General features: G+C 70.1%; 18 protein-coding genes. 11 read left to right on the forward strand and 7 right to left on the reverse strand.

Features of this window, described 5'->3' with window-relative positions; translation table 11 throughout:
• The first annotated feature begins 228 nt into the window (after positions 1–228).
• Positions 229–1221, forward strand: a complete 993-nt coding sequence (locus tag AB9M23_RS02205; RefSeq protein ID WP_372422131.1) for a calcium/sodium antiporter — start codon at positions 229–231, stop codon at positions 1219–1221.
• Here AB9M23_RS02205 and AB9M23_RS02210 read toward each other — a convergent pair.
• From AB9M23_RS02210 to AB9M23_RS02240, 7 genes are all read right to left on the reverse strand, one after another.
• Positions 1185–1928, reverse strand: coding sequence for a hypothetical protein (locus tag AB9M23_RS02210; protein WP_372422132.1), 744 nt, complete (start codon positions 1926–1928; stop codon positions 1185–1187). The genes AB9M23_RS02205 and AB9M23_RS02210 overlap by 37 nt on opposite strands.
• Positions 1925–2779, reverse strand: a complete 855-nt coding sequence (locus AB9M23_RS02215) for a glycosyltransferase family protein (protein WP_372422133.1) — start codon at positions 2777–2779, stop codon at positions 1925–1927. The genes AB9M23_RS02210 and AB9M23_RS02215 overlap by 4 nt, the downstream gene beginning before the upstream one ends.
• Positions 2776–3117 (reverse strand): hypothetical protein, encoded by a 342-nt coding sequence (locus AB9M23_RS02220; RefSeq protein WP_372422134.1) that lies wholly within the window; start codon positions 3115–3117, stop codon positions 2776–2778. Before AB9M23_RS02220 ends, AB9M23_RS02215 begins: the two co-directional genes overlap by 4 nt.
• The gene (locus tag AB9M23_RS02225; protein WP_372422135.1) at positions 3114–4745 is read right to left on the reverse strand and encodes a hypothetical protein; all 1632 of its coding nucleotides are present in this window, start codon (positions 4743–4745) and stop codon (positions 3114–3116) included. The genes AB9M23_RS02220 and AB9M23_RS02225 overlap by 4 nt, the downstream gene beginning before the upstream one ends.
• A gap of 14 nt (positions 4746–4759) precedes the next feature.
• On the reverse strand, positions 4760–6199 hold the full coding sequence (locus AB9M23_RS02230) for a TULIP family P47-like protein (protein ID WP_372422136.1): 1440 nt from the start codon (positions 6197–6199) through the stop codon (positions 4760–4762).
• Entirely contained in the window at positions 6196–7896 is a 1701-nt protein-coding gene (locus AB9M23_RS02235; RefSeq protein WP_372422137.1) for a TULIP family P47-like protein, read from the reverse strand. Before AB9M23_RS02235 ends, AB9M23_RS02230 begins: the two co-directional genes overlap by 4 nt.
• 127 nt (positions 7897–8023) lie before the next feature.
• Positions 8024–9364 carry a TULIP family P47-like protein gene (locus AB9M23_RS02240; protein WP_372422138.1) on the reverse strand — a complete coding sequence of 447 codons (1341 nt, stop codon included), beginning with the start codon at positions 9362–9364 and terminating at the stop codon, positions 8024–8026.
• Positions 9365–9666: 302 nt separating this feature from the next.
• Between AB9M23_RS02240 and ccoG the strand changes: the two genes are divergently transcribed.
• The 10 genes from ccoG (at position 9667) to AB9M23_RS02290 (ending at position 19622) form a co-directional block, all read left to right on the forward strand.
• Positions 9667–11199 carry a cytochrome c oxidase accessory protein CcoG gene (gene ccoG / locus AB9M23_RS02245; protein ID WP_372422139.1) on the forward strand — a complete coding sequence of 511 codons (1533 nt, stop codon included), beginning with the start codon at positions 9667–9669 and terminating at the stop codon, positions 11197–11199.
• Between the two features lie 58 nt (positions 11200–11257).
• On the forward strand, positions 11258–11782 hold the full coding sequence (locus tag AB9M23_RS02250) for a FixH family protein (RefSeq protein ID WP_372422140.1): 525 nt from the start codon (positions 11258–11260) through the stop codon (positions 11780–11782).
• 5 nt (positions 11783–11787) lie between these two features.
• Positions 11788–14091: a heavy metal translocating P-type ATPase gene (locus AB9M23_RS02255; RefSeq protein WP_372422141.1), complete on the forward strand. Its 2304-nt coding sequence runs from the start codon at positions 11788–11790 to the stop codon at positions 14089–14091.
• Positions 14088–14273: a cbb3-type cytochrome oxidase assembly protein CcoS gene (gene ccoS, locus AB9M23_RS02260; RefSeq protein ID WP_372422142.1), complete on the forward strand. Its 186-nt coding sequence runs from the start codon at positions 14088–14090 to the stop codon at positions 14271–14273. The genes AB9M23_RS02255 and ccoS overlap by 4 nt, the downstream gene beginning before the upstream one ends.
• A gap of 239 nt (positions 14274–14512) precedes the next feature.
• The gene (locus AB9M23_RS02265; protein ID WP_372422143.1) at positions 14513–14761 is read left to right on the forward strand and encodes a (2Fe-2S)-binding protein; all 249 of its coding nucleotides are present in this window, start codon (positions 14513–14515) and stop codon (positions 14759–14761) included.
• A 140-nt stretch (positions 14762–14901) separates the two neighbouring features.
• Positions 14902–15387 (forward strand): bacterioferritin, encoded by a 486-nt coding sequence (gene bfr, locus AB9M23_RS02270; protein ID WP_372422144.1) that lies wholly within the window; start codon positions 14902–14904, stop codon positions 15385–15387.
• A 332-nt stretch (positions 15388–15719) separates the two neighbouring features.
• Positions 15720–16634, forward strand: a complete 915-nt coding sequence (locus AB9M23_RS02275) for an ABC transporter permease subunit (RefSeq protein ID WP_372422145.1) — start codon at positions 15720–15722, stop codon at positions 16632–16634.
• Positions 16634–17992, forward strand: coding sequence for a high-affinity branched-chain amino acid ABC transporter permease LivM (gene livM / locus AB9M23_RS02280; RefSeq protein ID WP_372422146.1), 1359 nt, complete (start codon positions 16634–16636; stop codon positions 17990–17992). The genes AB9M23_RS02275 and livM overlap by 1 nt, the downstream gene beginning before the upstream one ends.
• Positions 17992–18900, forward strand: coding sequence for an ABC transporter ATP-binding protein (locus AB9M23_RS02285; protein WP_372422147.1), 909 nt, complete (start codon positions 17992–17994; stop codon positions 18898–18900). Before livM ends, AB9M23_RS02285 begins: the two co-directional genes overlap by 1 nt.
• On the forward strand, positions 18897–19622 hold the full coding sequence (locus AB9M23_RS02290) for an ABC transporter ATP-binding protein (protein ID WP_372422148.1): 726 nt from the start codon (positions 18897–18899) through the stop codon (positions 19620–19622). Before AB9M23_RS02285 ends, AB9M23_RS02290 begins: the two co-directional genes overlap by 4 nt.
• Positions 19623–19631 lie beyond the last annotated feature (9 nt).

The following is a 19631-nucleotide window of genomic DNA, read 5'->3' on the forward strand; positions in this document are numbered from 1 at the left end:
CGGGTTCTTCGTATCTCAATCCCCATTCGCCCCTTGCGCAATCCGCGTTACCCCGCCATCTCACGCTCGCTACAGCGCCGGGCCCCTCTGGCGGAACGGGATGCCCCCCGTCCGCGATGTCGGAGCTGTTCCCTCGTTCGGGATCAGCCGGCGGCCGTGCGCCCACACGCGCGCGGGACGACGGATCGCGGACGGGCTCTCGCCCACCCCCGTCATCGGTGCATCTCCATGACAGTCACCCTCCTCCTCCTCCTCGCGGGCCTCGTCCTGCTGGTTCTCGGCGGCGACCTCCTGGTGCGCGGCGCGGTCGAGGCCGCGACGCGGCTCGGCGTCTCGCCCCTCGTCATCGGCCTGACGCTGGTGGGCTTCGGCACCTCGACGCCCGAGCTCGTCACGTCGGTCCAGGCCTCGCTCGCCGGCGCGCCGGGCATCGCCATCGGCAACATCGTCGGCTCGAACATCGCCAACATCCTGCTCATCCTCGGCATCTCGGCGCTGATCGCCCCGATCGCGATCCGATCCCGCGCACTCACCCGGGACGGCGCGGTGGCGCTCGCGGCCGCCGTGCTCTTCGCCGCGCTCGCCTTCGTCTGGCCGCTCGACCGGGTGGTCGGCGTCGTCTTCGTCGCGGGCCTCGCGCTCTACATCTGGACGGCGTTCCGGCAGGAGCGGGCGGTGGTGCCCGCGCCCGACCACGGCGCGCTCTACGCGAAGGCGGTGGCGACGCAGGGCGCCGACGACGCGCTCGTGCCCGACCCCGCCGAGAAGGGCGGCGGGCTCCTCGGGCCGATCCTGCTCGCGCTCGCGGGCCTCGTCCTCGTGGTGGGCGGCGGCAAGCTGCTCGTCGACGGGGCGACCGAACTCGCGCGCGGGCTCGGCATCTCCGAGACGGTGATCGGGCTCACCGTGGTCGCGGTCGGCACCTCGCTGCCGGAGCTCGTCACCTCCGTCGTCGCGGCGCTGCGCCGCCAGGCCGACGTCGCCTTCGGCAACATCGTCGGCTCGAACATCTACAACATTCTCGGCATCGGCGGCGTCACCGCGCTGATCGCCCCCGTCGACATCCCCGGCGAGATCGCACGCTTCGACGCGCCGGTGATGGTGGGCGTGACGCTGCTGATGCTGCTCTTCGCCTTCACGGGCAAGCGCATCGCGCGCTGGGAGGGCGGCGTGCTGATCGGCGGCTACGTGGCGTATCTCTGGTTCCTCTGGCCCGCCTGATCCGCGGCGCGCACCTGCGCCAGGAATGCCGAGATCGCCCCGCTCACGACCGCGAGCGGGGCGAAATCGCCCGTCTCCGGTGCCGCCGCGAGCGCCAGGTGGTCGCCGGGCACGACGTGGAGCGGGGCGGGCGGGGAGGCGGCGTCGCGGCCGTAGGGCGCGAGCCAGCCCGGCGCCTCGCTGAGGATGGAGACGAGCCGGATGCCCGCCGCTCCCGCATCGCTGCGCAGCCAGCGCACGAGATCCGCCATGTCCGCGACGGTCAGGCCGAGCCCCGCGCCGATCTCCGGATAGGGGTCGTCGCGCTCGGGCAGGAGGAGCGGCGCATCCATCAGGAAGAGCAGCGTCGGCGGGAGCCGCCCGCGCGCCGCCCGCGCCCGCAGCGCCAGCGCGGCGAGGAGGCCGCCGAGGCAGTAGCCGACGAAGACCACGGCGGGGCGCTCCGCCAGGAGCCCGTCGAGCGCGTCCCCGAAGGCCGCCTCGATGGGCGCGAGGGTGAAGGCGGGGTCGCTCTTGAAGCGCGCGACGCTCGCCGGGTAGCCGATCGTCGTCGTCGCCCAGCCGGGATGCGCCGCGGACAGGCGGGCCTGGAAGACGCCGGGGCGCTCCCGCGGCCCCCAGCTCGCGAAGGCGTCGCCCTCGAGCCCGTGCAGGAAGACGACGTGCGGCGCGCCGGGCGCCTCGGCGAGGGGGTGGAGCGCGATCACGCCGCCGCCTCCCTCATGAACGGACGCGCCGCCGCCAGCAGCGCGTCGCGGTCGTAGCCGAAGCGCTCCGGCCCGCCGCGGTCGATCGGCCCGCCGGGCGCCGACTTCTGGATCGCGGACAGATGGACGAGGCCGAGGTCGCAGTCGCGTCCGCGCCCGGCGGCGACCGCCGCGGCGAAGGCGTCGAGCACCCGCGCCGCCACCGCCTCCGGCACGAGGGGCGCGGCGCGGTCTCCGTAGAAGTGCACGAACCGCGTCTGCGCCCCGGCGAGCCGCGGCGGCGCCTGGAGGTCGGCGACCCAGCGGATGCGGCCGGGCTCCGGCGGGCGGCGCTTGCGGACGGCGTTGATCGCCTCCTGCTCGCCGACTCCGTTCCAGGGGATTGCGGGCTTCACGAACTGCGTCATCGCCCAGGCGTCGCACAGGAGCGCGCGGGCCCAGGCACCGGCGCGCAGGGCGAAGACGCAGGTGTGCAGCGGCTGGGAGGCGCGCCCGAGCGCGGGGTCGAGGCCGAGATCGGCGAAGAACGCGTCGGGGTCCTGGGCGACGACGTCCGCATCGCCGTCGAGAACCTCGGCGAGGTCGCGCTCGGGCGCGAGCGCCACCGCGTCGGAATCGATCCACACCGCCCAGTCGTGCGTCTCGAGCGCGGCGAGGAGCGCCGGGATCTTGGCCCAGCAGGCCGGGCGCGGGCCGACCTCGGAGAGCGTGTCGCGGAACGCGTAGCCGTGGCGCGCGGCATAGGCGCGCGCGGCCGCGACGCCGATCGGGCCGAGGCGCGCGTATTTCAGCCCCGCCGCGTCCGCCGGGACGACGTTGCCCGTGACGATCGCGACGCGCGGGCGTCTCACGCGGTCTCGACCACGGAGGTGAGGCGCTTCAGCGCGGCGAGGGTCGCCTCGTCGACCGCGCCCTCCACCCGCACCCCGGTGACCCGCGCGACGCCGTCGAAGGCGGCATAGAGCGGCCCGTGCTCCTTCAGGTGCCGGTCGACGGCGGCCTGGGAGGCGGCGCCGACGCGGATCGTCAGGATGGCGTTGCCGTTCTCCCAGCCGGCGGTGAGGGCGAGGTCGCCGCCGTCGCCGCCTCGGCCGACCGCCTCGGCGACCTCGTCGCGCGCGGCCTCCGCCGCCTGCGCCGCGCCGGGGTCGATGGCGAGCGTCGCCGTCAGCGTGATCGGATAGGTCATGATCCCTCTCCCCGCAGCGCCTTCGCCGCGCTCGTCGACATGCCCCAGAAGACGATCGCGCCGTCGACCTTGCCGCCCTCGAAGACGACCCCGCCCCGATCGGCCCAGGTGACCGGCAGCGCGGCGTCGACGGCGAGCGGGTCGATCGTCGGCAGCTGGTCGTACTGGCGCCTGGCCAGCGCCACCGCGACGTCGACGATCTCGCCGGCGGGGATCTCGACCGCCTTCTCGATGATCTTGAGCAGGATCTTGCTGCGGTTGGCCATGATCGCCGACTTGAAGCTCTGCACCCAGCCGGCGTTCCCGCCGTTGGCGACGGCCTCGCCCGCCTGCTGGCCCGCATCCTCCTCGGCGCGCTCGATGTCCTCCTCGCTGGCGTGGCCGTCGAGCAGGCCCTGGATCTCCTCGTCCTCGAAGTCCGAGACGAGCTGGCCGCTCGCCTCCTCCTCGACCGACTCGGCGGCGGCGTTCTCGGCCGCGCCGGCCGCGGAATCGAGGGCGCCGCCGATCACCGCGAACAGCACCTGGAGCGCGACGTTCACCGCGATCTGGAAGGCCTGCACGTCGTGATCGGGGATGACCGTGACGTGGAAGCTCTGCACCGGGTCGGCGACCTCGGCGATTACGAGATGGCCGTCGTCGCGGCGCACGATCCCCATCGTCACGAACTGCTCGGCGTTCATCGACACCGTGATCTCGCCGGGTCCGTGCCAGGCGGGATAGGGGAAGTGCACGTTCGACATCGAGACGTGCGCCACCGCGCCGTTCAGCGTCAGCTGGAGGTTGCCCGCCGGGATCGTGGGGTGGATCGTGCTCGTGCCGCCGTCGGAGTCCGCGTAGGTGAACGTCCCCCAGGTCATCGTCCCGGTGTTGTAGATCGTGCCCGTGGGGCTGGCGGAGAAGTCCGACAGCGACGAGCCCTGGACGATCGCCGTGATGGCGGGCTTCAGGAGGTCCTCGTCCACCCGGTGGGGGCCGAGGGCGACGGCGCGGTCGCAGCCGTCCGGCGCGCCGTCGAGCATCCGCCCGTCCACCGCGACCTGCAGGCCGCTCGTCGCGCGGTTCTCGGTCATGGCGAGGAGCGCCACGATGGCGCCGCGCGGATCCATGGCGGGGAGCGGCGTCACGGCGACGGTGGCGGACGTCGGCACGATCCAGGGCTGGTCGGTCGCCGGCGCTGCGAGCGAGACGCCGGTCGAGATCGATCCGAAGGCGCCGGCGAGGAGCGGCACCTGCTCCTGGAGGATGGCGTGGAAGGCCTTCGCCACCTGGTAGACGTCGTCGCCCGTGACGCCGGCCGGGAAGCTGTAGCGATCGAGCACGACGGCCTCGCCGCCCTCGGGCGCGATCGTGCCGTCCGCGGCGACCGCGAGCGTGATCACGACGCTGATCTTCGAGCCTGTGAGATCCAGCGGCGTCGCGCCGAGCGTCGCCGTGCCGGAGGCGACGGTGCAGGCGAGGACGATGCGGTTCGCGGGCGCGCCGGGGACGAGGTCCCAGGAGCCCCAGTCCCCCGAAACGCCCCCGCCGGAGAAGGAGGCGGGAACCCGTCCGCTCGCCTTCAGCGCCGCGTCGACCGCGGTGAGCGTCGTGGCGTAGACGAGATCCCAACCGAACGTGTCGAGCATGGTGGTGACCTCCCTCAGGTCGCGGCGATGGCGGCGCTCGTGAACCCGAGCGCGCCGGCGAGCCGCAGCGAGCCGTCGAGATCGACGGCGGAGACGGTGAAGTCCTGGCTGTCGGTCCACACCATCGGGGCGTAGACGTTGTCCTGGAGGAGATCGATCGCGGGCGCGTCGTCGTTGGCGATCATGCCCTCGATCTCGGCGGAGAAGCCGACGAGGCCGACGAGCAGCGCGCCGATCACCACGATCACCGGCACCGCCGCGCCGCCCGTCACGACCGCCAGCACGGCGAGCGCGATGGCGAGCACGATCGCGAGGATGGCGTCGGTGATCTTCACCCACTCGGCGATGATGTTGCCGTGGGTCTCCTCCGGGTCGCCGATGCGCTGGTAGGCGAGCGTGGTCTGGCCGGACTTGTTGGTTCCCTTGACGATCGTGTAGCGGTTCGTCGACCGGCACCATGCCGTGACGCCCGCGTCCACGTCCGTCTCGGTATAGGCGTCGATCGAGACCTGGGGCCCCTCGATCATGAAGGTGAACTGCTTGAGCTGCGGCGTGTAGATGTTGCCCTGGTGCTCGACCTGCGGCAGGTCGACGGAGACGTTCGGCTTGAGCTGGATCTGCTGGTCGCCGATCTCCAGGTCCTCGGGCTTCAGGTTCGGCCACATGCGCTGCAGGGAGGGCACGATGAGGTCCTGCAGCATCAGCGTGCGCGAGATGCAGAAGGCGCCTTCCACGCCCTTGGGCACGATGCGCTTGTCGATCACCTGCTGGAGGCCCGCCGGCGAGCGCTTGCCGCACATCGCCAGCACGCCCAGGAAGGCGTCCTCGTCGTCGGGGCCGTCGACGTAGGAATAGGACACGTAGGAGGGCTTCAGGAAGGCCCACGCCCCCGTGTCCGCCTCGTCGTTGAGATCGGCGATCGAGAAGATGTAGGCGAAGTCCGCGAGATTGGCCTCGCACCAGGCCACCAGCGCCGCCTGGATCGAGTACATCGCCCAGGCGGGGGAGGGCAGGATCGTCTCGTCCACCCCGTAGACCTCGACGACGGGCACGCTGGGCTCGTCGCTCGTGGGCTTGACCTTGAGATGCTTCTTCTTGCCGGTCGCGTCCGCGGCGTCGTCGAAGAAGTGCAGCCGCACGGTCATGGTGATCGACCCGGAGGTCCAGGTGTACGGCGTGTAGCCGTCGCCGTCCGGCGCGGTCCCCGTCACGCCGCGCAGCGGCAGCTCGACGTTGACGCCCGAGCCGTCGCCGCCGCGCACGAGCCGCCAGTCGCCGAAGGTGCCCTCGCAGGTCACCTTCGGGTCGCTCGCGTCCGTCCAGGAGAACGCCGCCGGAGAGGCCTTGCGCGCCACGATCGCCGCGTTGACGTTGGCGATGCGCACGGCGAAGGCCGTGTCCCAGCCGAAGGTCGAGATCTCGCCCTGCGGGGTGGTGGCCGGGGCGGCGCTCACTCCGCCGTCCCCGTGGTCGTGGCGCTGCCGCCGAGCAGGAAGGCGGCGCGGAAGGTGCCGCCGGTGACCTGCCAGCTCTCCACGTAGGGCCACTGGATCGCGGCGGAGAAGTTCGTGGCGAAGTCGTCGATCGTGGGCACGTTGCCCTCGGTGATCTTGTCGTTCCAGATCATGGTCATGATCTGCGGCAGGACGCCGATCGGGATGCCCATCATGCCGCCGAGCACGCCGCCCCAGACCTTGAACTTGTTGGCGAAGATGCCGGTGCGGCTGTTGCCCTGCTCGCCGCCGGACTCGATCGACTCGGTGGCGTCCTCCACCGAGCTGTCCTCGGCCGCCGAGATCTCCTCCTCGGACATCTGGCTGAACTCGTCGTCGATCGCCTCCGCGCCGGCCTCGACGACGCCCTCGCCGCCCTCCGTCGTGGCGGTGGAGACCGCGCCGCCGAGCGCCTCGCCGAGCTCCGCGCCGATGAAGCCGAACGCGATGCCGATCGCGATCGACTCGATGATCATCGCGATCTCGAAACCCTTGTTGGGGGAGACGTCGGCGCGGATCGAGTTGGTGCCGAGGCCCGGCGAGGGCACGAGGTAGTACTTGCCGTCGGAGAGCTTGGCGGCCTCGACGTTGAAGTACTGGTCGGCGGTGAGCTTCACGTCGGCGGTGCCGTCGGGCGTGGTGAACGAGGCCTGCGAGATGGACAGGTGGAAGTTCATGCCGTCGAGCGTCAGCTGGAAGTCGCCGGGCGCGATCGAGGGCACGACGATGCTCGTCGGGTCGTCCTTGGTGAGCTGGAAGTTGCCCCAGTTGAGCGTGTTCTTGTTGGCCACCGTGATGCCGTCGTTGACGATGTGGAAGTCGTCGTCGGTGGCGCCCATGACGCACTGCTTGGCCGCCTGCAGGACGATGTTCTGCATCGCCAGCGGCGCCGACACCGCGAAGACCGAGTTCGTCGGCGTCGTGGTCTTGGAGAAGACGTCGAACATGCGGATGTCGAAGTTCTGCTGCGGCAGCGGCCCGGAGGGCTGGCTCGTCAGGCTCAGCAGCGCGAACGAGGCCTGGCTCGGGTCGCCCGGCACGGAGGCCATGCCGTAGAGCGACTTGACCGGCTTGAGCCATTGCTTGCCCGCCTCGATCGCCTCCTCCTCGAGCCGCACGGCGGCGAAGACCGCGTCGAAGGCGGCGAGGTTGTTCTCGTAGTAGGCGTTGAAGGCGGCCTCCGCCGCGTAGATGTCGCCGCCCGAGAGACCGGGCGCGGTCACCGACTGGACGCGCGGGCGCTGGAACTCCTCGCTCGTCTGGTTCGCCTTGAAATGGTGCGTGCTCCCCGTGCCCGGCTTGGCGGTGGGATCGGAGATCTCCTGCGACGCCTCGTCGGAGGCGAGCGTGATCATGACCTCGACGTTGCCGCCGTCGAGCTTGACCGGATCGCTGCCCGGCAGCGTCAGGCTGCCCGTCTTGATCGGGCATTCCATGATGATGCCGTTGCCCTCGCCGCCCTTGACCGACCAGTCGGTCCAGTCGCCGGCGACGTGGGCGCCGCCCGCGTCGTCGGTGCCGTCGAAGGTCGGAGGCGTCGTCTTCTGCGCCACGATCGAGGCGTTGAGCGCCTCGAGCCGGAGGGCGAAGACCGTGTCCCAGCCCATGAGGTCGATGTTGCCGGCGTCGCCGCCGTTGCCGTTGGTTCCGTTCGACATTGAGAAATCCTCGCGCAGGACGTGCGCCCGCTCACGCGGTGAGCCACACGTCGGGTCGTCTCTTCGGGTCGTCTCGTCGGGTGGCGTCGCCGGCGCGGACTGGCGCGCGGCGGTCACGTCTCGCGGGTCACGTCTGGTTGGTGGCGCGGATCACGAAGGCGTCGGAGAGCTCGGCGTTCGTCGCCTTGAAGGTCTCGAGCCCGGACCACACGGCGGTGGCGACCGGGATCGAGTCGATCGAGAGCTGGCCGGTGCTCTTCAGCGAGTTCGTCACCGCGTCCTCGATGGTCGCGACGACGATGTCCATCACCGCGTTGACGATCAGGCCGATCACCGGAATGATCCAGGTGATCTCCTTCTCGTACCAGGGGATGTGCTCGTCGGTGCTCGGGCTGGACCGGCTCACCACGTCGAAGGTGACGGTCTGCGTCTTGGGGTCGTAGCCCACCTCGGTGACGACGGTGAGATTGTCGAACGTCACGTAGGCGTCGTGCAGACCCGTGATGTCGAACCGGCCGCCGCCGGTGGCGATGATCTGCTGACCGCTGATGTGAACCTGGTAGCTCGTCAGCGAGGGGTAGTAGTCGATCGCCCCGCTGTGGACCTTGCCCATCGGGATGTCGGCCGTGTTCGTGATCGAGCAGGCCGTCGGCTGCGAGGCGTTGGGCGGCGGGTTGAAGCGCAGCGTCGAGGCCGGGACGTTCAGCGCCTTCACCACCGACGGCATCAGCAGGTTCTTCAGGAACACGGCCGGCGCCATCGAGAAGAAGTAGTCGTCGCCCCGAGCGAGCAGGCTCGGGTCCACCGCGGTGGCGAGCCCGCTCGGGCCCCAGGGCGCCTGGGTCAGCGACTTGATGCCCAGCGCCTGGATGCTCTTGTCGACCGATTCGAAATAGGTCACCGCCGTCGCCTTCGGCGCGAGCCAGGGCTCGCCCTGCGGGTTCATGATCACGGTGGCGAAGATGAAGGAGATCTCATCCTTGTTCTCGACGAAGATCTCTCCGAACCAGTCGTTGATCATCTGCTCGGCCTGGCCCGACGGGTCGCGCCCGTGCAGCACGTGGCCCGCGCTCGCGTCCGGGTTGGCGACGTAGACGTCCCCGTCCTTGGAGGCCGGGCGCGGCGAGTTCGTCTCGATCGAGAAGGTGAGCGACTGCGTGCCGTTGCTCGAGCCCTCGACCAGGACGAGGGCGAGGTTGAGGATCGGCTGCACGCCCGAGAGGTCGATCGGCTGGCGGAACTGCGGCGCGCTCAGCGTGCCCGACGTGATCGGCACCATCAGGTTGATGCGGTTCGCCGAGCCGCCGGGCTGGATCGCCCACGGTCCGAAGTCGCCCGTCATGGTGATCGCGAGGCTCGTGTTCGTGAACGAGAACTTCGGCAGCGTCGTCGACGTCGCGTGCGCGAGAACCGCGTTCACCGCCGCGACGTTGCTCGCCGTGATGACGTCCCAGCCCTGGAGATCCATGGTCGCCGTCCCCCGCCGCAAGTCATGCGAATCACTTATTGGTTGTTTATCGGGACGATATGGGATTGTGAGAGTCGGTCAAGTGAAATGCGATCGGGGCGCGCGATGCGAGACGGAAGATCGCGCTTTGGTTTCCGTAGCTGGAACCGCGCCTCCGCAATTCGCGTCGAAAGCGTCGGGAGGCTCACGCCTGCGACATCCCGCCTCTCCATGCGCGCGCGGCCATTGATCCCGATCAACGCGACGGCGGTCCCGGCGGGGCAGGGTGCGCGGCACGAGACGGATCAGCGAGCTCCCCCGCCATGGCCGACACGGCAGCACCGAACCCCACCCGCGACGCGCATCGCGTCGAGGAGACGCACGCCGAGCAGAGGCACGCCGAGGAGAGGCACCCGGACGAGACCCTCATCGAGGGGCCGCTCTACGCCAAGCGCAGGCAGCTCTACGTGCAGAAGGTCGACGGCACGTTCCGGCGCATCAAGTGGGCGGTGCTGGTGCTGACGCTCGGCGTCTACTACCTGCTGCCCTTCGTGCGCTGGGATCGCGGACCGAACGCGCCCGACCAGGCGGTGCTGATCGACTTCCCGGCACGGCGCTTCTACTTCTTCTTCATCGAGATCTGGCCGCAGGAGATCGTCTACCTCACGGGCCTGCTCATCCTCGCGAGCTTCGTCCTCTTCCTGATGAACGCGGTCGCCGGCCGCGTCTGGTGCGGCTACCTGTGCCCGCAGACGGTGTGGACGGACCTGTTCCTGGCCGTCGAGCGCTTCTTCGAGGGCGACCGGCGCGAGCGCATCAAGCTCTACAACGGCGGCTGGACGAAGGAGCGCGTGGCGCGCTCGACGGGCAAGCACGCGACCTGGTTGATGATCGCCTGGTGGACCGGAGGCGCATGGGTGCTCTACTTCGCCGACGCGCCGACGCTGGTGTGGGAACTCGCGACGCTCCAGGCCCCCGCCGTCGCCTACGTCTGGATCGGCATCCTCACCTTCACGACCTACACGCTCGCCGGCTTTATGCGCGAGCAGGTGTGCACCTACATGTGCCCCTGGCCGCGCATCCAGGCGGCGCTCACCGACGAGCACGCGCTCAACGTCACCTACAAGGTCGACCGCGGCGAGCCCCGCGGCTCGATGAAGAAGAACAAGGCGCTCGTCGAGCAGGGCGAGAAGGCCGGCGATTGCATCGACTGCAATCAGTGCGTGGCCGTCTGCCCCACCGGCGTCGACATCCGCGACGGGCTCCAGCTCGGCTGCGTGCAGTGCGGCCTGTGCATCGACGCCTGCGACAACGTGATGGAGAAGATCGGCCGTCCCAAGGGCCTGATCGCCTACGATTCCGAGTACAACCTCGAGCGTCGCGAGGCGGGCCTGCCCGAGGAGAAGCCGAAGATCGTGCGCGCCCGCACGATCCTCTACGCGGTTCTCATCGTCGGCATCTCGCTGTTCATGGTCTACCACCTCGCGGTGCGCGCGACGCTGGACGTCTCGGCGCTGCACGACCGCAACCCGGTCTACGTGCTGCTCTCGGACGGGTCGATCCGCAACGCCTGGACGGTGCGCGTCGCCAACAAGGCGCTGGAGGAGCGCACGTTCACGCTCTCGCTCGACGGGCTGGACGGCGCGTCGGTCGAGTCGATCGGCGCGACGAACCTCGACCCGGACACGCTCGAAGTCGTCGTCGGCCCGGCGCGCACCCGCGAGCTGCGCGTGCTCGTCACCCTGGCGCCGGTCGCCGGCGGGCCGGAGAGCCGCGCCGTCTCCTTCGTCCTCGCCACGCCCGACGGGGCGGAGACCGCGATCGCCGACGACCACTTCATCCAGCCCGCCCGCTGAGCGCGGGCCTCACGCGGGACGATTCCCTCAGTCGAGACATTCAAGGAGCGACACGGCCATGACCTCCCCCGATCGGCTCGTCGACGACTACAGGCCCGGCGGCAGGCCCCTCACGGGCCGCAAGGTGCTCGCCATCCTCGTCGCGTTCTTCGGCGTCATCTTCACGATGAACGTCTTCCTGCTCAACATCGCCTCCTCCACGTTCCGAGGCCTCGAGGTCGACAGCGCCTACCGCGCCAGCCAGGAGTTCAACGGGACGCTCGCGGAGAGCGCCGCCCAGCGGGCGCGCGGCTGGAGCGTCGACGTGCGGGTCGCCCGCCGCGGCGACGGCGTGGTCGCCGCCGCCTTCTCGGTCACCGACACGGACGGCGCCCCGCTCGCGGGCCTCGCCGGGACCGCCCGCCTCGCGGCACCCGCCGACAAGAGCCTGGACGCCACGGGCGCGATCGTCGAGACGGGGCTCGGCCGCTACGAGGCCGTCTTCACCGGCGATCCGGGGCCGGGCCGCTGGACGCTCGTGACCGAGCTCTCGAGGGACGGCGACGTGCTGTTCCGCTCCCGCAACCGCATCCTCGTGGATTGATCGTCGTGAGCGTCTCCCCCGCGCTCGCGGCCATCGGGCCGAAGGCCGACCGCATCGACTATTCCGCCTTCCTCACGCCGGCGCAGGACGGCGCCTGCCGCATCGACCTCGCGATCGACGGCGTGACCTGCGCCGCCTGCATCCGCGAGATCGAGGACGGCGTCGCCGGCGCGCCGGGCCTGCGCGCGGCGCGGCTCAACTACACGACGCGGCGCCTGACGCTGCAGCTCGACGCCGACGGCGATCCCGCCGAGGCCGTCGCGCGGCTCGAGCGGCTGGGCTACCGCGCCTGGCCGTTCACCCAGTCCCGCGAGGAGGCGCTCGAGAGCGCACAGACGAAGGACCTGCTCACGCGGCTCGGCGTCGCCGCCTTCGCGACGATGAACATCATGCTGCTCTCGGTCTCGGTCTGGTCCGGCAACGTGTCGGACATCGACCCCGAGACGCGCGACCTCTTCCACTGGATCTCGGCGCTGATCGCCATTCCCGCCGTGGCCTATTCCGGCCAGCCCTTCTTCAGGGCGGCGATCCGCTCGATCCGCGCGGGCGCGCTGGGCATGGACGTGCCGATCTCGCTCGGCGTGCTGCTCGCGGTGGGCGTGTCGCTGTGGGAGACGGCGCATTCGGCGACGCACGCCTACTTCGATTCCGCGGTCATGCTGCTCGCCTTCCTGCTCGCGGGCCGCGTCCTCGACCAGGCGATGCGCAAGCGTACCCGCGCGGTGGCCGGCAACCTCGTGGCGCTGCGCGGCGACACCGCGCGGCGCATCGACGCCGACGGCGGCGTCACCGAGATCCCCGTCCTCGCCGTCAAGGCCGGCGAGCGCATCGCGGTGCGCCCCGGCGACCGCATCGCGGTCGACGGCGTGGTGGAGGAGGGGACCTCCGAGATCGACGCGAGCCTCGTCACCGGCGAGACCGCGCACGAGCCGGTGGCCCCGGGCGCGCGCGTCCATTCCGGCACGCTCAACGTCTCCGGCGCCCTCGTCGTGCGCGCCACCGCCGCCGCCGAGAGCTCGCTCGTCGCCGAGGTGAACAAGCTGCTCGACGCCGCGCTCCTCGCGAAGTCGCGCTACGTGCAGATCGCGGATCGCGCGGCGCGTCTCTACTCGCCCGTCGTCCACGCCACCGCGCTCGCGACCGCACTCGGCTGGCTCGCCTGGGGCGCGGACGCGCACGTCGCCATCCTCACCGCGGTCGCGGTCCTGATCATCACGTGCCCCTGCGCGCTCGGCCTCGCCGTGCCGGCTGTGCAGGTCGTCGTATCCGGGGCCCTGTTCAAGGCCGGCGTGCTCCTCGGCGCCGGCGACGGCGTCGAGCGCATCGCCGCCTGCGACACGGTGGTGTTCGACAAGACCGGCACGCTCACCACGCCCGAGGCGCGTATCGCCGACAGGGCGGACGCGCCCGACGATCTCGTCGGGCTGGCCGCGCGGCTGGCGCAGTCCTCCTCGCATCCGCTCGCCAAGGCGCTGATGCTCGCGCTCTCCCGCGAGGGCCGCGACACGAGCCCGCTCGCGGACGCCCGCGAGGAGCCCGGCCGCGGCGTTCTCGCGACATTGGACGGGGTCGAGGCGCGGCTCGGCTCGGCGGACTTCTGCGGCGCCGCCGACGAGGCCGCGAGCGCCCTCGCAGCCGATCCGGACGCGACCGCGATCGCAGTCGCCTTCGGCGATCGCCGCGCCGTGCTCACCCTGCGCCAGACGCTCAGGGAGGACGCCGCCGAAGCCGTCGCGCGGCTCTCCGCGCTGGGGCTTCGCGTCCTCGTCGTCTCCGGCGACCGCGAGGGGCCGGTCTCCCGTGCCGCCGCCGCGGTGGGCGTCGCGGAGTGGCACGCCGGCGCGAAGCCCGGGGACAAGACCGCGCTCATCGAGCGCCTGACTCAGGAGGGCCGGCGCGTCCTGATGGTCGGCGACGGCCTCAACGACGCGCCCGCGCTCGCCGCCGCGCACGCCTCGCTCTCGCCGATCTCCGCCTCGCACCTCGCGCAGACCTGCGCCGACGCGCTCGTCATCGGCGATCGCCTCGGGCCGGTGGCGGACGCGGTGGTGCTCACGCGCCGCGCGCTCGCGGTGATGCGCCAGAACCTCTGGCTGGCGACGCTCTACAACCTCGTCGCGGTGCCCATCGCGGTGGCCGGGTTCGTGACGCCCCTCGTCGCCGCGCTCGCGATGTCGGGATCCTCGATCGTGGTCACGGTGAACGCCCTGCGTGCGCAGGGCGGCGTGCGCGGGATGCCTCCCGTCGCAGCGGCGCCGCCCCGGCGCGTGTCCCCCCCGCGCACTCGCCTCGAGGAGGCCGCGCCGTGAACGTGATCCTCTATCTCCTCCCGATCGCGCTGGGGCTGGGCCTGCTCGGCCTCGCCGGCTTCCTGTGGTCCCTCAAGAAGGGCCAGTACGAGGACCTGGAGGGCGCGGCGCTGCGCGTGCTCGACGACGACGACCTGCCGGAGGCGGAGCGGCCGCGGCGGGTGGACGACAGGCGTGCGTGACGATCGGCGGAACGCGCCCGTCCCGGGCCGTCAGCGCTGGTCACACACCGCACGTGAGAGCGCCTGGATCGCCGTCACCAGCGCCGGAAAGGCTCGGCGCAGCGCGCCGCTGCGCGCGACCGCCGGTCGCGCCTCCGGGGCGTCCCGGATGGGCGAAACCCGATTGCCGGGCTCGGCCGTTCCGTGCTAAGTCTTTGATATGAAATGCAGTTTCGAATGGCTCTAAACTGGACGCCACGATGATCGTCTGCTCCTGCAACGTGCTTTCGGACCAGCAGGTCAGGGCCTGCATGAACGGCGGCGCCGGTGGGCCCCGCACGCCTGCGCAGGTCTACCGCTGCCTGGGCTGCGCCCCGCGCTGCGGGCGCTGCGCGACGACGATCCGCAAGATCATGAACGCGAGCTTCGCCGAGGCCTCCGCGGACGCGGTCGAAGGCTGCACCGAGACCTGCGGCGCCGCCTGCCTGCAGCACGCCAAGGTCGCCTGAGCCGCGCAGCTGCGCCCGATCGGCGTCGACGGGCACGCCTCTCCCCTTCGTGCGACGAAACCGCCATTGCCAAGGGCTCGATTCTGTCCGATAGTCCGCTCCCTGGAATCGTTCTAATCTGAGAAGGGACGCGACGAGCCATGAAGGGCGACACCAAGGTCATCGAGTATCTCAACCGCGGCCTGCGAAGCGAGCTGACGGCGGTGAACCAGTACTGGCTCCATTACCGCTTGCTCGACGATTGGGGCTACAAGGATCTCGCCAAGTATTGGCGCAAGGAATCCATCGAGGAGATGGAGCACGCGGACAAGTTCGTCACGCGCATCATCTTCCTGGAGGGTTTCCCCAACCTGCAGGAGCTCGATCCGCTGCGCATCGGTCAGAACGTGCTCGAGGTGCTCGAGGCCGATCTCGCCGCCGAGGTCGAGGCCCGCGCGCTCTACCTGGAAGCCGCCAAGTACTGCGACGGCGTCAATGACCGCGTGTCGAAGAACCTGTTCGAGGAGCTGGCCGCCGACGAGGAGGGTCACATCGACTTCCTCGAGACGCAGCTGGAGCTGATCAAGCAGGTGGGTCTGCAGCTCTACGCGCAGAAGCACATCGGCGGCCTCGAGGGCGACGACTGAGCCGACCGTCGGCGGCCGCCCGTGGTGGGCGGCGTGCCACGTCGAATCGAGATTTGGTCGAGGGGCGAGCGTCGCATGGCGCTCGCCTCTCGCGCTTCCAGCCGCGTATTCCGCGGTGAGAGGTCCAGTGATCCGCGGAAACACCCGCGAAATGGCCGTTATGCCGCATGAACGTGCCTGATCACTTTTTTTGCACGCGGCTATGGACGGCGCCGCGGCGACCGGCTTAAGTGACGCGGGTGAGAAGAAGGCCGCGAAAAGCGGCCGGGGGAACGGGATGCGCAGGTGCCTCGCGGCGCCGGGACGTCCCATGGGACGAGGCTGTCGACTAGATGGACTATTTTCTCCAGCAGCTCATCAACGGGCTGACGCTCGGCTCGATCTACGGCCTGATCGCCATCGGCTATACGATGGTCTACGGCATCATCGGCATGATCAACTTCGCCCATGGCGACGTGTTCATGGTCAGCGCCTTCTCGGCGCTGATCGCGTTCCTCGTGATCCTGGCGGTCGGCGTCACCGCGGTGCCGCTGGCGCTCGTCATGGTGCTGATCTTCGCCATGCTGATCTCCTCGCTCTACGGCTGGACCGTGGAGCGGATCGCCTACAGGCCCTTGCGCGGCTCGTTCCGCCTGGCGCCGCTGATCTCGGCGATCGGCATGTCGATCGTGCTGCAGAACTACATCCAGATCGTGCAGGGCGCGCGGGTGAAGGCGATCCAGCCGGTGTTCACCGGCGGCGTCACGCTGCACGAGGGCGACCTGTTCGACGTGCGGATCTCGACGATCCAGATCCTGATCATCGTCACCACCATCGTGCTGATGACGGTGTTTTCGCTCATCGTCGCCAAGACGTCGCTCGGCCGCGCGCAGCGCTCCTGCGAACAGGATCAGAAGATGGCCGCGCTGCTCGGCATCGACGTCGACCGCACGATCTCGCTGACCTTCGTGATGGGTGCGGCGCTCGCCGCCGTGGCCGGGACGATGTTCCTGATGTACTACGGCGTGGTCGATTTCTTCATCGGCTTCATCGCGGGCGTCAAGGCCTTCACCGCCGCGGTGCTGGGCGGGATCGGCTCGCTGCCCGGCGCCATGCTCGGCGGCCTGCTGATCGGGCTCATCGAGGCCTTCTGGGCGGGCTACTTCTCGAGCGAGTACAAGGACGTGGCGGTCTTCGCCATCCTCGCGATCGTGCTCATCTTCCTGCCGACGGGTCTCCTCGGCAAGCCCGAGGTGGAGAAGGTCTGATGACGGCGTTGACCAAGGAGGCGTCGGGAACCCACGGGAAACCGTCCGCGACGACCGAGCCGCCGAGGCCCGGCGGGATCGACGTCGCCCACGTGCTGAAGGACGCCGTGTTCTCCGCGCTGATCGCTCTCGGCCTGTTCGGCGTGATCATGGGGCTCAAGACCGAGCAGGCGCCCGGCGGGCTGGTGCTCGAGCCGCATTGGGAGCGCGTGCTCTGGGCGGTCGGCATCGTCTTCGTCGGCCGGCTCCTGCTCAACCTCACGATCTGGCGCAGGCCGGGCGGCAAGATCGACGACCTGATGCCGATCGGCCTGAGGAAGTACTCGGGCTTCGTCGGCACCGCCGTCGGCGCGGCGCTGATCCTGGTGGCGCTGACGCTTCCGTTGCTGCCGGGCGTGGGGCGCTACCACGTCGACCTCGGCACGCTCGTCCTCACCTACGTCATGCTGGGCTGGGGACTGAACATCGTCGTCGGCCTCGCGGGCCTGCTCGACCTCGGCTACGTCGCCTTCTACGCGGTGGGGGCGTACTCCTACGCGCTGCTCGCGACCTATTTCGACCTCGGCTTCTGGGTCTGCCTGCCGCTCGCCTTCATCCTGGCCTGCTTCTGGGGCATCATCCTCGGCTTCCCCGTGCTGCGGCTGAGGGGCGACTATCTCGCCATCGTGACGCTCGCCTTCGGCGAGATCATACGCGTGGTGCTGCTCAACTGGTCGGAGTTCACCGGCGGCCCCAACGGCATCGGCCAGATCCCGCGCCCGACCTTCTTCGGTCTGGAGTTCTCCCGCGGTGAGGGCGGCTTCGCGGACTATTTCGGGCTCGACTTCTCGTCGATGCATCGGATCATCTTCCTCTACTACGTCATCCTGGTGCTCGCCTTCGTCACGCATTTCGTCAGCGTGCGGCTGCGCAAGCTGCCCATCGGGCGGGCCTGGGAGGCCATGCGCGAGGACGAGATCGCCTGCCGCTCGCTCGGCCTGTCGATCGTGCGCACCAAGCTCACGGCCTTCGCCATCGGCGCGGGCTTCGGCGGCCTCGCCGGCGCCTTCTTCGCCACCCGCCAGGGCTTCATCTCGCCCGAGAGCTTCACCTTCATCGAGTCGGCGCTGATCCTCGCCATCGTGGTGCTGGGCGGCATGGGGTCGCAACTCGGCGTTGCCATCGCCGCCGTGGTGATGATCGGCGGGTTCGAGTACTTCCGCGAGTTCGAGCAGTACCGCATGCTCGTCTTCGGGGCGATGATGGTCCTCATCATGGTCTGGCGTCCCCGCGGCCTCGTCTCCGCGCGGGCGCCCTCGGTCTACCTGAAGGAGCGCAAGACGGTGGGTGCCGACATGGTCTCGCAGGGGCACGGCTGATGGCGGGAGCGACCGACACCATCCTGCGCATCGATCACCTGACGATGCGCTTCGGCGGCCTCGTCGCCGTGGACGATCTCTCGTTCGAGGCGCGGCGCGGCGACATCACGGCCCTCATCGGGCCCAACGGCGCCGGCAAGACGACGGTGTTCAACTGCATCACCGGCTTCTACAAGCCGACCGAGGGGCGCATGGCCCTCTCCCACGGCTCGGCCTCCGCCTATGCCCAGATCGACCGGCTGACCGCCTCTCCGCTGCAGTCGTGGGAGGGGGACGGCGCGGCGCTCTTCCTGCTCGAGCGCATGGCGGACCACGACGTCAACGCCAAGGCGAAGGTGGCGCGCACCTTCCAGAACATCCGCCTGTTCGGCGGCATGACGGTGCTCGAGAACCTGATGGTGGCGCAGCACCACACCCTCATGCGGGCATCGGGCTTCACCTTCCTCGGCCTCGTCGGCGCGCCGCGCTACCGCCGGGCCGAGGCGCGGGCCATCGAGCGGTCCGTCGCCTGGCTCGAGCGCATCAACCTGCTGCATCGGGCGGACGAACCGGCCGCGAGCCTGCCCTACGGCGACCAGCGTCGGCTCGAGATCGCGCGCGCGATGTGCTCCGATCCCGTGCTCCTGTGCCTCGACGAGCCGGCGGCGGGCCTCAACCCGCGCGAGTCCGCCCAGCTCAACGAGCTGCTCCTCGGGATCAAGGCCGAGGGCGAGACCTCGCTGCTCCTCATCGAGCACGACATGAGCGTCGTCATGGAGATCTCGGATCACGTGGTGGTGCTCGACTACGGCAAGAAGATCTCCGACGGCGTGCCCGACTTCGTCAAGAACGACCCCAAGGTCATCGCGGCCTACCTGGGCGTCGACGACGAGGAGGTGGACGCGGTCGAGGCGGAGGTGGGGCAATGAGCGAGCCGATGCTCGACGTCTCCGGCGTCACGACCTACTACGGCAACATCGTCGCCCTGCGCGGGGTGGACGTGCAGGTCAACCAGGGCGAGATCGTCACGCTGATCGGCGCCAACGGCGCCGGCAAGTCGACCCTGATGATGACGATCTTCGGCAAGCCGCAGGCGCGCGACGGCCGCATCGTCTACATGGGCGAGGACATCACGCGGATGCCCACGCACAAGATCGCGCGGCTCTCGATCGCGCAGTCTCCGGAGGGGCGGCGCATCTTCCCGCGCATGACCGTCTACGAGAACCTGCAGATGGGCGCCGCCATCACCGACGGCACCCATTTCCAGTCCGATCTCGAGAAGGTCTTCGCCTTCTTCCCGCGGCTGAAGGAGCGCATGCACCAGCGCGGCGGCACGCTGTCGGGCGGCGAGCAGCAGATGCTCGCCATCGCCCGCGCGCTGATGAGCCGCCCGAAGCTGCTGCTGCTCGACGAGCCCTCGCTCGGCCTCGCGCCGCTCATCGTCAAGCAGATCTTCGAGAGCCTCAGGACGCTCAACCAGGAGGACGGGCTCACCGTCTTCCTCGTCGAGCAGAACGCCTATCACGCGCTCAAGCTCGCCCACCGCGGCTACGTGATGGTCAACGGGCTCATCACGATGACGGGCGGCGGGCGCGAGCTCCTGGCGCGCGAGGAGGTCCGCGCGGCGTACCTCGAAGGCGGCAGGCACTGAGGGGAGGGG

The sequence above is a fragment of the Salinarimonas chemoclinalis genome, assembly GCF_041514305.1.
Lineage (GTDB): Bacteria > Pseudomonadota > Alphaproteobacteria > Rhizobiales > Beijerinckiaceae > Salinarimonas > Salinarimonas chemoclinalis.